The sequence below is a fragment of the Allohoeflea poritis genome, from assembly GCF_027889715.1.
GTDB lineage: Bacteria > Pseudomonadota > Alphaproteobacteria > Rhizobiales > Rhizobiaceae > Hoeflea_A > Hoeflea_A poritis.
Genome location: NZ_JAPJZH010000015.1, coordinates 33,971 through 48,772, shown reverse-complemented (window position 1 = coordinate 48,772; position 14,802 = coordinate 33,971). Strand labels below are relative to the sequence as shown.

Sequence of the window (14,802 nt, the reverse complement as noted above, 5' to 3'; positions counted from 1 at the left end):
ACCGACCGTGGCCAATCCTCTTCTCAACCGTCTTTGGTTCATGCCCGTGCCCCCTTCGAAAAATGCAGGACCTCTTGGGCGATAGATTGCGGGCTCGAACCGTCACCGAGCCGATCGATCAACGGCAGAATGGCGGTCATCGCCTCGGTTTCCGGGCGGTAGGCCGGGTCGCCTGCGAGCGGCGACAGCCAGAGCACCGACCAGGCAAGGCCGCGCAGTTTTGTCATCGCCGCGTGCAATACTTCCGGCCCTCCGCGCTCGAGCCCGTCGGAAACGATCACCACGAGTGCACCGCGCGCGAAGGATGCAAAGCGCGGCACCGAAAGAAACACCGCCAACGCTTCGCCGAGACGCGTCCCGCCGTCCCAGTCCGCAACAAGGCCGGAAGCCAGTTGCAGTGCCTGGTCGCGGTTGCGATGGCGCAGCGCGCGTGTGACCCGGGTAAGCCGCGTGCCGAGCGTGAAGGCCTCGACGCGCTCGCCCGCCTGCACCAGCGCGTGGGCGAGGCGCAGGCTGCCCTCGGTGCCGGCTTTCATGGATCCTGAAACGTCGACAAGAATGAGGACGCGCCGCTGCCGATGGCGCCTCGTGCGGGTCGGGAGCGCGATGATCTCGCCGTCCCGGCGCAGCATCTCGCGGAACGTGCGCCTTGCATCCGGCAGCCGACCCTTGCCGCCGCGGGTGCGGCGCGAAACGCGCCGTGGAAGCGCATTGGGCGCCTGGCGGGCAAAGGCGCGCAAGGCCGTGTCCTCGTCACCGGCTGCAAGCTGGCGCTGGTAAAGGCGCTCGGCCGGCGTTGCATCTGCTCCGGACGGATCTTCCTCATCCGCCTCGGGCATCAGGTCGAAATCACCGCCATCAAAGGCGTCGGGCATGTCCTCCGGACGGCCCCCGGCCGGTGCAGCGAAGCTGCGGCCGAGAAAGACCGTGTCGAACACCGCGTCGAATTCCGTACGCCGGTCAGGGCCGGGGCCGAACACGGCGTGGGCAGCAAGCCGGACATCATCAAGCGCCCGAGGCCCAAGCAAACCGACCGATGCGATAAAGGTCTCGCTCTGTTCCGGAGCAGCGGCAAAGCCCGCCCGCCGCAATGCCACGGCAAACTCGAGAAAAGGCTCCATGGCCCGCGGTAGAGGGCTGGCGATCATGCGGTCACCTTTTCAAGCATCTGGTCGATGCGCGGAGCCATATAGGCCAGATCGTCCTGGTCCTTGAGGGCAACGCCGATGGCGCGGGCAAAGGCACGCGGCCAGGCAACGCCCTGACCGTGCAATAGCGTTGCCGCTTCCGCCCATTCAACCGTTTCGGCGACGCCCGGGGGTTTGGCCAGCGGTTCTTCGCGCAATTGGCCGACCGCGGCGACGACCTTGCGCGCCGTGTCCTCGGCAACGATCGAGGCGCGCATCATCACGATCTGAGCCTCGAGAACCGGGTCCGGATAGTCGATCCAGTGATAGACGCAGCGGCGCCTGAGCGCTTCATGCAGTTCCCGTGTGCGGTTCGAGGTCAGGACAACGACCGGCGGTTCCGGCGCACGCATTGTTCCGCGTTCGGGAATGGACAGCGTGAAGTCCGACAGGAACTCGAGCAGAAACGCTTCGAATTCATGGTCGGCGCGGTCGATTTCATCGATGAGGAGCACCCGTTCGCGCGGGTTTTGCAGGGCCAGAAGCACCGGCCGTGCGATGAGGAATTCATCGCCGTACAGATGGATGTGATCGTCGCCCGCCTGGCGGATGGCCAGCATTTGGCGGGGAAAATTCCACTCATACATGGCGGCCGCCGAATCGATGCCCTCGTAACATTGCAGGCGGACCAGTTCACGCCCCAGGATCGAGGCAATGGCCTTGGCTGCCTCGGTCTTGCCAACTCCGGGCGAGCCTTCCAACAGGAGCGGTTTTTGCAGCGTCAAGGCCAGGAATGCTGCCGTCGCCAGCCCTTCCGACGCGATGTATTGCGCATCGCGCAATGCGTCGGCGAGCGGGTCCGGGCCGTCCAGGCCGGCTGGCAGGCGGCGGATCGGCACTAGAAATTTTCCTGTTTTGCTGAAGATGCGCTCTGGATTGCCTGCCGGGGTCTGGCTCCACCTTTGGCCTTGATCCCGCGCAGAACCTTTTCGGGCGTGACCGGCAGTTCGTCGATGCGCACGCCGACCGCGTCGTAAACCGCGTTGACAACCGCCGGCAGGACAGGGTTGGCACACATTTCGCCCGGTCCCTTGCCTCCGAAAGGACCATCGGCCGCCGGCCGCTCCAGAACCGATATATGATGCGGCGCCAGATCGCCGGGCCCCGGCATCAGATAATGATTGAAGTCCACGGCGCCGTGATCGCGGTCCGGATAATAGGGTTCGGTCGTCTCCCAGGCGGCGTGGCTCATGCCCATCCAGGCGCCGCCGCGCAACTGCTGTTCGACGAGGCCCGGATTGAGCGCGCGTCCGACTTCATAGGCCGACTGCATGTCTGTGACCGCGACTTCGCCGGTCTCGTCGTCCACCTCGACTTCGACCAGCAAGGCAGCATGAGCGAATGTGGTCACCGGTGACATCTCGCCGGTTTCCGGATTGACATCGGACAGGGGGATCAGGAAAATGCCGCGGCCGGCAATGGTGCGGCCCTGTTTGAACTGCGCCGCCTGCGCGGCCGCCATGGTGGTGATCGTGCGTGACGGTGCACCGCGCACATGGATATTGCCCTTGCCGTCGGTGACCAGATCGCTGGCGTCGACTTCAAGTTCTTCGGCCGCGGCTTCCAGCATCACCGAGCGCGCTTCCTTGGCGGCCATGATCACCGCATTGCCCATGCGGTGCGTGCCGCGGCTGGCAAAGGAACCCATATCGTGCGGGCCGGTGTCGCTGTCGGCGGTGTCGACATAAACATCCGCAATCGGTACGCCCAGCGTTTCGGCGGCAATCTGGCGCGTAACGGATTTCATGCCCTGGCCGAGATCGATCGCCGACAGGGCAACCGTGAACTTTCCATCCGGGTTGGAATGGACGAGGGCCTGGGACGGGTCGCCGCCAAGGTTCATGCCGATCGGGTAGTTGATTGCCGCAAAGCCGCGGCCGCGGTGCAGAGCCATCAACGCCTCCTGAAGCCGGAAATCGAGGAAAACCGCACCGCTCCCGAACGCCGCTGCGGTGTCCGCGCTGCCGGTTTTTCCTGGTCTGGTGTAGTGGGCGCCGGTGCTGGGGTAGGCGGCGTTTCGACCGGTCTTGCCGTTGGCAGTGTTGGCGGGGAGGGGCGATCCGGCGTCAGTTCGGCCGGAATGCCGGGCGCCGCAGGTGCGCCGCCCTTACGGGCATAAGAGCCTGACTCAAAGCCTTCGACCCGGCCGTGTTCGTCGGTGGCGGTAAAGGCCGGCAGGCGCGCGCGTTCCCCGCCGCCACCCGTCTTCGAGGACGCAGCGCGTGCCTCCGGTGAAATCGTGACACCTGCCTTTTCGGCGACGACCTGGCAGCATTCGATGAAGGCGCAGTTCTTGGCCTCGCGCCGATGCGCTTTCATGTCACCGTCGCGGTAGGCGTTGAGAATCCGCAGCTCAATCGGATTCATGCCGACGGTCTCGGCCACCTTGTCCATATGCGCTTCAATGGCGAAATCGACACCGGTGATTCCGAAGCCGCGCATCGCGGTCGCGGGCGTGCGGTTGGTGTAAACGCAATAGGCATCCGCATAGACGTTGGGGATCGTGTAGGGGCCCGGCAGATGCCCGACGCCTTTGATCACCGCGTAGGACGTCAGGCGCGTATAGGCGCCGCCATCGAAATAGCCGGTGAACTTGCGCGCCACGATGCGCCCGTCATTCATCACGCCATCGGTGATGTACCAGCGCTCCGCGCCGCGCGGCGCTCCGACCTGCATTTCCTCCTCGCGATCCCATTGCGACTTGCAGGGTCTGCCGGTGAGCATCGCGCCGAGGATCGAAAGCGGTTCGTGGATCGAATCCACCTTGCCGCCAAAGCCGCCACCGACCGTGCCGCCGATGAAATGCATGCGGGAGGAGGGCAGATTGAGTACCTTTGACGCCGTGCCGAGCGAGAAAAACAGGGCCTGTGTGCCGGTGTAGCAGACCCAGCGGCCGTTTTGCTCGGGCGCCGAGATCGCGCCGCAGGTTTCAATCGGGGCCTGCTCGATCGGCGACATCTGGTAGCGGCCTTCGACAATATGGTCGGCCTGGCGCAGCGCCGCCTCGACATCGCCGTAACGCAGTTTCTGGTGATCGTACTTGCCGTGGTAGACGAAAGCGTTGCCCGGATAGGTTTCACACACGGTCGGTGCGCCCGGTTTTAGCGCTTCTTCAGGGTCGAGGACATGCGGCAGCGGTTGCCAGTCGACACGAACCGCCTTGACCGCCGCACGCGCCTGGGCTTCCGTCTGGGCAATCACCGCCGCCACCGGCTCGCCCTTGTAGGCGGCCTTGTCGACGGAGAGCACCGGTTCGTCGTCGAGGCCGAAATCAAGCAGCGACAAGAGTGTGTTGAGATTTTGCGGCACGTCCTTTCCGGTGAGGATCCGCACCACGCCCGGCATGCGTTCCGCCTCGGCCGTGTCGATCCGGCCGATGCGTGCGTGGTGATGCGGCGAGCGCACGCAGCGCATGTGCAGGAGTCCGTCGAACAGGTGGTCATCGTAAAACGGAGAGCGGCCCGTTACATGGCCTTCAATGTCCTGCCGTCGAATGCGCTTGCCGATCTCGTTCAGGTCGTCATCACGTTCATCGGCGAACAGTTCCTTGCGGAATTCAAAACCGCCCGTCCTGGCGTTCATGGGCCGGTCCTCCCTTCGGAAACGGCGAGAATCGCCTCGATGATCGGCTCGTATCCGGTGCAGCGGCACAGATTGCCGGAAATTGCCTCGATGATGTCTTCGCGCGTCGGCTTGGGGTTGCGGTCGAGCAACGCCCGGGCGGACACCAGCATGCCCGGTGTGCAATAGCCGCACTGCGCGGCGAAATGGTCCATGAAGGCGGTTTGCAACGGATCAAGCTCGGCACCGTTCGCAAGCCCGGCGGCCGTGCCGACCGTGCGACCTTCGGTGGTTTCGGCCAGCACCAGACAGGCAAGTTGCGTCTCGCCGTCGATCGTCACGGTGCATGCGCCGCACGTGCCCTGACCGCAGCCATATTTGGGAGAAAGGTCACCCAGCCCACGGCGCAGGAATTCCAGCAGATTCTGACCGGGATCGGCAAATCCGGCCCGCTCCATGCCATTGAGTGTGAGTGTCACCGGCATCTTGGCCATCATCTGCCCTCCATGGATCGTAGCAGCCTTGCCAGGTGGACGCCCGCCACCTCCCGGCGATACCAGGACGAAGCAAGCGGGTCGGTCGGCGGATCGAGGCCTTCGGCGGCGGTTCGGGCGAGGCGGTCGAGCATCGCGTCGTCAATCATCTGTCCTTGCAGGGCGCGTTCGGCGGCGGCACCGCGCACCGGGCCCGGCCCCATGCCGCCCCAGGCTATGCGTGCATTCTGCACGCGTCCGCCGGTGCGATTGACCAGCGCCGCGATCGTTATCACCGATACCCCCTTGGGTTTGACACGGCTGACCTTTTTGAAGCCGAAAGCGCCAGGCGCCGGCCGCGGCACGTCTATGGAGGCCACCAGACCCGGTGAATGGTCCCGCCCGCGCAGCAACTCTTCGATCGGCCGCGCACCGCCGGCCGCCATGGTCACGCGCGCGTCCAGGGCAAGAAGCGCGACAGCGAAATCGCCATAGGGGTGCGGCGAGAAAATGTTGCCGCCGACCGTTCCCATATTGCGCACCTGCGGGCTGCCGATCTGGCGCGCCACCGGATGCAGGAAATCCAGTCCGGAGTCCGCCAGGATGGCAGACATTGTAACACCGGCGCCGAGTGAAATGGCGTCGCCCGCCGCCCTGATCTGGGCGAGCGCCGGATCGTTCGTACGCACCAGGCGCGCTGGCGCCTCACCGGCATTGACCTCGCGCATCATCACCGTTCCACCGCCCATATAGGCGGCATCGGAGCCGATCGCGCGGGCGGCCTCTGCAAGGGTTGGATAGGTCTCCACCACGGTCATGCCGTCAGCCCCATATGTTCGCGGATCGCATCGAACCCGCCCTGGTAGATATTCTCGGCCACCATCTCGCCCAATTCGCGCTGGCGTCCGGCCGGTGTGTCAAAACGGCTTTCCCAGTGCCAGAAGGTCATATCGCCGTCGGTCACGGGAGCGAGCCGGACATGGGCGACATAGTTCAAAAGCGGTATGGGCGTATCGAGCAGGCAATAGGAAAAGGCCATGTCAATGTCGGACATTGTCAGCAATTGCTCGCGCAATTCGGACCCGTCGGCCAGGTGGAAGCGACGCACGCATCCCACGCGGTCGGAGGGCTGACCGTGCTCGATTTCGCTGTCGGCTACGGCCGGGTGCCACTGGTCATGGCCGTTGAAATCGCGCAAGACCTCCCACACCGCTTCGACGGGTGCTTCCAGGATCGTGCTTTTGACTACCTTGACCATCGTCTCGATCAAATCGCCAGTTGCCGCTTGAGCGCGGAAAATCCGGCCTGGAAAACATCACTGCCGATGCCGGTCACCAGGCCTTCTTCTTCCGCCTCGTCGCATTCGAACTCTGCCGACCATTCGGCAAAGCAGCGGTCGCCATCGGTAATCGGCGTCAGCCGCAACGTGGCTATGTAATCGGTCAGCGGCATCGGGCTTTCGAGGATCGAATAGGTGCAGAACATGTCGTAGTCGGACAGTCCCAGCAGCCGTTCGCGGATGCGGTCACCGTTCTGCAGGTAGAAGTCACGGACACAGCCGACCTTGTCGGCAGGCTCGCCGTTTTCGATCCGGCTGTCCCGGATGGCCGGATGCCACCGGGGCAGGCCGTTGAAGTCCCGGATGCGTTCCCAGACCCGGGCGGCCGGCACGTCGATCACCGAGGAGATATAGACCCTGGCCATTTACGACTTGCCTCCGCCGGACGTCTTGCTGCTTCTTGACTTGCCGCGGCCGGAGCGGGGAGTCGATCCGCCTCCGCCGTCATCGCCGCCCCCGCTGCCGCCGCCATCGCCACGACCGGCCTGCTTCGCCAGTTCACCCGAAACGCGCGTCATGTCGGAAGCTTCGCGGATCAGGCCCCCTTGTTTGGCCAGGTTGCTGCCCTCGATGCCGATATCGGCGAGCAGGCTGTCGATCAGCGGCGCCTGCACGCGGTAGCGCAGTGCCGAATTGATCACCTCGTCGGTCGGCGAGCCGCTGGCGTCGCCGTGACCGTGGCCATGACCGGTCACGCCATCGAGCTGCATGATCCGGATGTCCTGGATCTTTTCGAGCGGCTTGACGCTGGCCGAAACGATCCCTTCGACATGCTCGAGCAGCTTGCGGCGGAACAGCGATGCGCGCGCCGGGTCCGTCAGCACATTTTCCGCCTCGTTGATCAGCCGCTGCGCCTCGGCCTCGACCGTGCTGCGCAGCTTTTCCGCTTCGGCGATATGCTTGGCCTCCGCGGCCGCCTTTTCGGCCATCAGCACGTCGACCGACTTGCGACGGTTGGCGGCTTCCGTTTCGCGGGCCGTGACGACCTTTTCTTCGGCTGCGGCGGCCTGGGCGCGAGCCGCTTCCGCCTCGACGCGGGCCGCGCTTTCGTCAAGCGATTTGCGATATAGCGCGATCGCCTTTTCCATCTGCACCGTTTCGACGGTCAGTTCGCGCTCGACTTCGAGGCGGCGGCGCTCGGTTTCCTGCCCGATGCGCACTTCGTCGAGCCCGCGATCCGAGGCGACCTGGGCGCGTACGATCTCTTCCTGGCTGGCGATTTCGGCTTCGCGCAGCGCCTGCATGCGTGCGATCTCCAGCTGCTCGACCGAACGCTTGCGTTCGATCCGGGCAGCCTCCACGGCTTTCTCCCGGCCGACTTGCGCGGTTTCGACGTCACGTTCCGCCGCGATTTCGGCCTGTTTGACATCCGCTTCCGCGGCAGCACGTTCGGCCTTCATCGCGGCCAGCGCGACGATGCGCTGCTCATCGGCTTCCTCGACGGCACGCTTGCGCTCGATCTCGATGACCTCGCGCGTGCGCTGGCTGGAAATGCGGTCTTCCTCGAGTGCGAGCTCCGTTGCAACCCGCTTTTTCTCGACGGCCTCGCGACGGTCGATCTCTGCCGCCTCCAGTTCTTCTTCGCGGGCAATTTCACGGGCCCGTACCAGTTGTTCGGCGGCGATGCGCTCGGCCTCGACCGTCCGCTGCTGAGCGATGCGGGCCTGCTCGACCGCCTCGTCCGCTGCAATGCGTGCTGCATCGATGGCCTGATTGCGGGCGATTTCGCGGCCCTGGGTTTCCTCATCCGCGGCGATGCGTGTTGCCGCGATTTCCTTCTCGCGTGCGATGCGGGCTGCCTCGACGGCTTCCGATGCCGCGATCTCGGCGGCCTCAACAGCCTTCTTGCGGTCAATTTCCAGTTCCCGGACCCGCTGATCTTCGCCGATGCGGGCTTCCGACACCGCCGCAGCCTCAATGATGCGCAGCCTCTCGACCGCCTCGCGCGAGGTGATCTCGGCCTCGTCGAGCGATTTTTGCTGGGCAATTTCGCGCTGCTTGATGTCTTCTTCGCCCTTGATGCGCGTCTGCGCCAGGAGAAGATCCTGCGCCATGCGCCGTTTCTCATTGGCTTCGTTGGCTTCGATCTCGGCGGCCCGGACTGCCTTCTGTCGGGCAATCTCCAGTTCCTGCGTTTCCCGATCCTTGGCGATACGGGCCTCGGCGACAGCTTTTTCCTGGGCAATGCGGGCACGTTCGGTGGCCTCGCGGGCCGCGATTTCCTCGGCTTCGATTTCCTTCTGGCGGGCGATCTCGAGCGCCTGGGTTTCTTTTTCGTTGGCGATCCGCGCTTCCTGGATGGCGCGTTCCTGAAGGATGCGGGTGGTCTCGGTGGTTTCCCGTGCAGTGATCTCCTCGGTCTCGATATCCTTTTGCCGTGCGATCTCGCGGGCGCGCACTTCGCGCTCGGAGGCAATACGCGCTTCGGCAATGGACCGTTCGTTTTCGATCCGCGCCTTCTCGATCGCCTCGCGGGCCGTGATCTGTGCACTTTCCGCCTCGGTTTCGCGCTCGGCGCGCTCGCGCGCCAGTTCGGCACGCTGCTGAGCGCGCTGGAATTCGACATCGCGCTCCTGGGCAAGGCGCGCAGCCTCGCTCTCGCGTTCGATATCGAGTGCCTGTTTCTCGGCTTCCAGGTTGCGCGATCTGATCTTGATCATCGTTTCCTGCTCGATGTCGTTGCGCAGCTTGCGGCGTTCCTCGATGTCCTTGATCAACGAGGTCAGGCCCTCCGCGTCGAAGCGGTTTGACGGGTTGAAATATTCAAGAGCCGTCTGGTCGATATCGATGATCGCAACGGATTCCAGCTCGAGACCGTTCTTTTCGAGGTCCTCCTGGGCAAGCTGCCTGACGCGTTCCACATAGGCATGGCGGTTTTCATGAACCTCGGCCATGTCCATCTCGGCAGCCACGGCGCGCAGCGCACTCTCGAACTTGCCAGAAAGCAGCCCGTGCAGGTTTTCGGCCTCCAGTGTCCGGCGGCCGAGCGTCGCAGCCGCCATGGCGACCGCCTCGCGGGTCTGGCGCACACGCAGATAGAATTCGGCCTCCACGTCGATGCGCATGCGGTCCTTGGTAATCAGCGCCGTGTCCTTGGTGCGGCTGACCCCCAAAGGCAGCGTGTTCATGTTGACCGGCGTGATGTCGTGGATGATCGGCCAGACAAATGCGCCGCCGTCGATGACGACTTTCTCGCCCAGGAAACCGGTCCGCACGAAGGCAACCTCTTTGGTTGAGCGGCGATACAACCATTGCATGACCCAGTAGACAATGGCGATGACGATCACCGCCAAGATCAGCCACAGGATCAGCTCTCCGATTATCTGTCCGGTCATTTGTTCCTCCCCTGCCGCTCGTGTCAGCGGCCGTTGATGCGCTTGAAAGCGCGGGTCTGCTCTGTCATCGCGACTTCCGTCGGCAGGCGCTCCATGGAGGAGGCGCCGTAAAAGCCGTGGCAAGTCACGCTGTTCTTCAAAATGAATTCCGCATCGTCCGGCATCGCCACCGGACCGCCATGCACAAGGATGATCGCATCCTTGTTGACCTTCAGTGCGGCCTCGGCCCATGCATCGACCAGCGCCGGGCAATCCTCCAGCTTCAGGGCGGTTTCCGCACCGATGGCGCCGCCCGTGGTAAGGCCGAGATGGCAGACAATGATATCCGCGCCCGCACCGGCCATCGCCGCGGCGCTGTCTTCGTCAAAGACGTAAGGTGTCGTCAGCATGTCGCGCTCGCGCGCCTTGGTGATCATGTCGACCTCGTGGCCGTAGCCCATGCCGGTTTCCTCGAGATTGGCACGAAACGTGCCGTCAATCAGGCCGACGGTGGGGAAATTCTGGACACCGGAGAAACCGACGCGCTTGAGCTCGTCCAGGAACACATCCATCAGCCGGAACGGGTCCGTGGCGCAAACACCCGCCAGGACCGGTGTCGATTTGACCACCGGCAGCACTTCGCCTGCCATCTCCAGGACAATGGCATTGGCATCGCCATAAGGCATGAGACCCGCGAGGCTTCCGCGTCCGGCCATCCGGTATCTGCCCGAATTGTAGATGACGATGAGGTCGATACCGCCGGCCTCCTCGCATTTGGCGGACAGTCCCGTTCCCGCGCCGCCGCCGATGATCGGCTCGCCGCCGGCGATCATGGCGCGAAAGCGCTCCAATAGGTCCTTGCGTGGTATCATTTTCGGGCCTGCCTTTTGCGAAGTGGCGCGCCGCCATGCAGCGAGCGGAAGGCTGCAACGATGGTGGCCGCGAATTCTGGGTCATTGATGTGATGCGGTACGCGGACCAACTGGCGCGCCGCCGTTTGGCGAACGGTTGCCTCGAGAGTATCGAAGAGTGCCTTGTCTGCCGCCGGATCGTGGAAAGGTTGCCCGGGAGCATCAAGTGCCGACACGCCGCCTTCCGGCAGGAAGAACCGCACCTGGCCTTCCATTTCGTTCAGTCGCCCGCCGATCCATCGGCCAAACTCGGCACATTCTTCGGGCGTTGTCCGCATGAGGGTGACTTGCGGATTGTGCTCGTAGAGGGTGCGGCTGCGGAACTTTTCAGGCACCGTGTCACGCGCGCCGAAATTCACCATATCCAACGCGCCGGCGGAGCCGATATAGGGCATCTTGCTCCGTATGATCGCGCCAAAACGGTCTTCCGTGGCCGGGAAAACGCCGCCCACCATCATGTCGCAGATTTCCGTGGTGGTGATGTCGATGATGCCGGTCACCTTGGCTGAATCGACCAGTTTTTCCATCGACTGGCCGCCGATGCCGGTGGCGTGGAAAACCAGGCAGTCATAGTCGTCTTCGAGTTTTGCCGTAATCTGCTGCACGGCCGGCGTGGTGACGCCGAACATGGACAGAGCTATGGCTGGTTTGGTTGCCGGTTTCGGCTTGGCTGTTCGGCGCGCCTCCACCATGCCGACCATGGCATGGGCGGCATTGCCGAGGACTTCTTCGGTCAACACATTGAGGCCCTGCACATCGGCGACCGAGTGCATCATCATGATGTCTGCGGGGCCGACATATTTCGAGACCTCGCCCGAGGCGACCGTCGAAACGATCAGTTTCGGCACGCCCACGGGCAGGGCGCGCATGGCCGGTGCGACAATTGCAGTGCCGCCGGAGCCGCCGGCCGAAAGGATGCCGGCGATGCCCTGCTGGCGCGCAATCCAGCGGGCAAACGCCAGGGTCATGCCCGCAACCGACTGTCCGCGATCGCCGGTGAACACGCCCGAGGCGCCGCGGGGGTGAAAGGCGGCAATCTGATGGGCCGGCACTTCGGCGCCGCTGTGTCCATTTGTTGTCGACAGGTCAACCAACCTCACGGGCAGACCGGCCGCGCGGATAATATCGCGCATGTAACGCAACTCGTTGCCCTTGGTGTCCATCGTGCCGGCCACGAGGATCACATTCTGGCCCGGCGCCGCAAGCGAATGGATCTCTATCTGGTCGGCGGTCGACGTCGGCCGGCTTGCGGCCGTTGTCGCAACACGTGCCAGGCGCTCGAGCTGCACGACCGGCACGGGCTGGGACCAACGTGTCGGCGGCTTGGGATTGGACTGATAGATCTTTGCGGCATGCACAGTTCCGGCTTGTGCCGATTCTCCGTCGCCGTGCCCGTTGACACCGGGCTCGGCTTCACCGGTTTCCGGCGTGTCGTCATGCGCGTGGCGACCAACGCCGAGCAGGCGCTGTTGAAGGTCGAGGTCGTTTGCAAGTTCCGCCGCCGCCGCCCGGCGGCTGACGCGTCCGTTGACCATGACCGCCACGGTCTCGGCAACGGCACAGGCCACACCGATATTCTGCTCGATCACCAGAACCTCGACCTCGCCGTCCTCAGCGAGCCGCAGCAGCATCTCCTCGATCTGGTCGACGATGACCGGGGCAAGGCCCTCGGTCGGTTCATCCATCACCAGCAGCCGCGGGTTGGAAAGCAGGGCGCGCGAGATGGCCAACATCTGCTGCTCGCCGCCGGACAGCTGGCCGCCGCCATTGTTTTTCCGCTCCGCAAGGCGCGGAAAGGCCGAATAGACCCGCTCCACGGTCCAGGCTCCGCCCTTCACCTCGGTCATGCTGAGGTGCTCATCGACACTCAATGAAGGCCATAGCCGGCGGCCCTGTGGTACATAGCCAATGCCCATCCGCGCGATTTCCGTGGGGCTGAGGCCGACCAGCGATTGCCCGGCAAAGCTGATGGAGCCGGATGTGACGGGCACGAGCCCCATGATCGCCTTGCAAAGCGTGGTTTTGCCCATGCCGTTGCGGCCGACGACGGAAAGAACGCCGCCGTCAAGCCGCAAGTCGACACCCTGCAGTGCGTGGGAGGCACCGTAATAGACATTCAGCCCGCGAATTTCGAGGGCAGGGGCGCCGCGCCGCTCAGCCATGGCCGCCCCCCAGATATAGTGCCTGGACCTCGGGATCGTTTTCGATCTCTTCGGGCGTGCCTTCCTTGAAAACGCGTCCATTGTGCATCATCGTCACGCTTTCGGCGACGCGGAGCGCGACATCCATGTCGTGCTCGATGATGACATAACCGATATGGCCGGGCAGGCTGGTCAGAATGCGGATGAGCTCGGCGCGTTCCGTCGGTGAAAGACCGGCAGCGGGCTCATCGAACAGGATCAGCCGCGGCGCACCGGCAAGGGCAAGCGCGATCTCAAGCTGTCTTTGCTGACCATAGCTGAGTTCGGCGACCAATGTGCCGGCCGATTCGCTCAGATTGACCGCGTCGATCAGTTCTTCGGCGCGGTGCAGCAGCGGATCCCCCCGCCGTGGACGCAGCAGCGAAAAGCGGCCGCGAGAGACGCCACGGCAGGCCAGATACACATTGTCGGCAACCGTCAGCCCCCCGAACAGCAAGCTGATCTGGTATGTGCGCCTCAGTCCGCGCCGAACCCGTTCATGCGCCGGGAAGGTCGTCACATCCTCGCCGAACAGGCGAATGGTGCCGCTGGTGGGCAGAAAGTCACCGGTGACGCAATTGAACAGGGTTGTCTTGCCGGCGCCGTTGGAACCCAGAACGGCGCGGCGCTCACCGGACTGGACGGTCATGGTGACATCGGCGATTGCCGCCAGCGCGCCGAACATCTTGGTAATGCCGCGCAATTCAAGCGCGCTGCCGGTTGAGACCGATTCCAGCCGACCTGCGGGTTCCGTTACGGCGAGCGCGCTCATGTTTCCGTCTCCCCGGTCAACGGGTCGGCGCGGCGGGCGCGGCGCGCTTTCCAGCGATCCCACATGCCCAGAACACCGTCAGGCGACCAGAAGACCAGCGCCAGGAAGCCGAGACCGATCAGCAATTTGAACCGTTCGCCCGACATGCCGAACGTCGTCAGGACATCCGGCGAGAATGTCCGCAGGAGCACATAGATAAGTGCGCCGATGAATGGTCCGATCGGCCGGCCGATGCCGCCGATGACGGCGATGACCAGAATGTCGATGACTGCAGGGATGCCGGCCGTGCCGGGCGAAATCTGCGCGTTTTGCCAGACCAGCAGGATGCCGCCGACGGAGGCGATGGCGCTTGCGAAGGCGTAGGCCGCGATACGATGGGCGGTGACGTTATAGCCCAGCGCCGCCATGCGTCTCGGATTGTCGCGAATGCCCTGCAGGGCGAGGCCGAACGGTGAACGCGACACGTAGACAACCAGCAGATAACTGAGCACGGCGCAGACCAGAGTCAGATAATAGAACGGCATGGGCGAGCGCCAGTCGACGCCGAAAAGCTGTGGCGGCACGATGAGGTTGAAGCCCGAATAACCGTTGAAAATCGCGTAGTTCTGGCGCGTGAAATAGAAGAAGGCCGAGGCGATCGCCAGCGTGATCATGATGGTGTAGATGCCTTCGGTGCGGACGGCCAAAGCTCCGACGATGGTGCCGAATATCGTCGCGACCACGATGGCAATCGGGATGAACACCCACCACGGCAGGCCGATGCTGATATCCGTCATGCCGGACGTGCCGAAGATGGCGACCATGTAGCCGCCGAGCGCCGCCACCGACATCTGGATGAGGCTGACCATACCGCCATAGCCGGCCAGGAACATCAGCGACAGAGCAATCATGCCGAGGATGAATGTCCAGCCGAACACCTGAAACAGGATAAAATCATTGGCCAATAACGGCATGATCAGCATGATCGCAGCGAGCGCCCAGGCGGCCGTCGGTACGCTCTCGAACCAGCCTGGCGACGCCTTTTCCGGAGCCGTGGAACGGTCCGTATTGTCGATCACCGCCATG

13 protein-coding genes are annotated in these 14,802 nt (G+C 63.9%); all 13 read right to left on the bottom strand.

Features of this window, described 5'->3' with window-relative positions; all coding sequences use genetic code 11:
* Positions 1–38: 38 nt before the first annotated feature.
* The 13 genes from OOZ53_RS20410 to OOZ53_RS20350 are packed head-to-tail and all read right to left on the bottom strand — an operon-like array spanning position 39 to position 14,801.
* Positions 39–1,148 carry a vWA domain-containing protein gene (locus tag OOZ53_RS20410; RefSeq protein ID WP_271091578.1) on the bottom strand — a complete coding sequence of 370 codons (1,110 nt, stop codon included), beginning with the start codon at positions 1,146–1,148 and terminating at the stop codon, positions 39–41.
* Complete coding sequence (locus OOZ53_RS20405; protein ID WP_271091577.1) at positions 1,145–2,026, bottom strand: AAA family ATPase; 882 nt, start codon at positions 2,024–2,026, stop codon at positions 1,145–1,147. The genes OOZ53_RS20410 and OOZ53_RS20405 overlap by 4 nt, the downstream gene beginning before the upstream one ends.
* On the bottom strand, positions 2,026–3,081 hold the full coding sequence (locus tag OOZ53_RS20400) for a xanthine dehydrogenase family protein molybdopterin-binding subunit (RefSeq protein ID WP_271091576.1): 1,056 nt from the start codon (positions 3,079–3,081) through the stop codon (positions 2,026–2,028). Before OOZ53_RS20400 ends, OOZ53_RS20405 begins: the two co-directional genes overlap by 1 nt.
* Positions 3,081–4,769, bottom strand: coding sequence for a xanthine dehydrogenase family protein molybdopterin-binding subunit (locus OOZ53_RS20395; RefSeq protein WP_271091575.1), 1,689 nt, complete (start codon positions 4,767–4,769; stop codon positions 3,081–3,083). The genes OOZ53_RS20400 and OOZ53_RS20395 overlap by 1 nt, the downstream gene beginning before the upstream one ends.
* Positions 4,766–5,242, bottom strand: coding sequence for a (2Fe-2S)-binding protein (locus tag OOZ53_RS20390; protein WP_271091574.1), 477 nt, complete (start codon positions 5,240–5,242; stop codon positions 4,766–4,768). Before OOZ53_RS20390 ends, OOZ53_RS20395 begins: the two co-directional genes overlap by 4 nt.
* Positions 5,242–6,039 carry an FAD binding domain-containing protein gene (locus OOZ53_RS20385; protein WP_271091573.1) on the bottom strand — a complete coding sequence of 266 codons (798 nt, stop codon included), beginning with the start codon at positions 6,037–6,039 and terminating at the stop codon, positions 5,242–5,244. The genes OOZ53_RS20390 and OOZ53_RS20385 overlap by 1 nt, the downstream gene beginning before the upstream one ends.
* Positions 6,036–6,479 carry an SRPBCC family protein gene (locus OOZ53_RS20380; protein WP_271091571.1) on the bottom strand — a complete coding sequence of 148 codons (444 nt, stop codon included), beginning with the start codon at positions 6,477–6,479 and terminating at the stop codon, positions 6,036–6,038. Before OOZ53_RS20380 ends, OOZ53_RS20385 begins: the two co-directional genes overlap by 4 nt.
* An 8-nt stretch (positions 6,480–6,487) precedes the next feature.
* Entirely contained in the window at positions 6,488–6,925 is a 438-nt protein-coding gene (locus OOZ53_RS20375) for an SRPBCC family protein (RefSeq protein WP_271091570.1), read from the bottom strand.
* The gene (locus OOZ53_RS20370) at positions 6,926–9,895 is read right to left on the bottom strand and encodes a flotillin family protein (protein ID WP_271091569.1); all 2,970 of its coding nucleotides are present in this window, start codon (positions 9,893–9,895) and stop codon (positions 6,926–6,928) included.
* Positions 9,896–9,918: 23 nt separating this feature from the next.
* Positions 9,919–10,746, bottom strand: a complete 828-nt coding sequence (locus OOZ53_RS20365) for a phosphoenolpyruvate hydrolase family protein (protein ID WP_271091568.1) — start codon at positions 10,744–10,746, stop codon at positions 9,919–9,921.
* Entirely contained in the window at positions 10,743–12,947 is a 2,205-nt protein-coding gene (locus tag OOZ53_RS20360; RefSeq protein ID WP_271091567.1) for an ABC transporter permease, read from the bottom strand. The genes OOZ53_RS20365 and OOZ53_RS20360 overlap by 4 nt, the downstream gene beginning before the upstream one ends.
* The gene (locus OOZ53_RS20355; RefSeq protein ID WP_271091566.1) at positions 12,940–13,737 is read right to left on the bottom strand and encodes an ABC transporter ATP-binding protein; all 798 of its coding nucleotides are present in this window, start codon (positions 13,735–13,737) and stop codon (positions 12,940–12,942) included. The genes OOZ53_RS20360 and OOZ53_RS20355 overlap by 8 nt, the downstream gene beginning before the upstream one ends.
* Positions 13,734–14,801, bottom strand: coding sequence for a branched-chain amino acid ABC transporter permease (locus OOZ53_RS20350; RefSeq protein ID WP_271091565.1), 1,068 nt, complete (start codon positions 14,799–14,801; stop codon positions 13,734–13,736). Before OOZ53_RS20350 ends, OOZ53_RS20355 begins: the two co-directional genes overlap by 4 nt.
* Position 14,802: the final 1 nt, after the last annotated feature.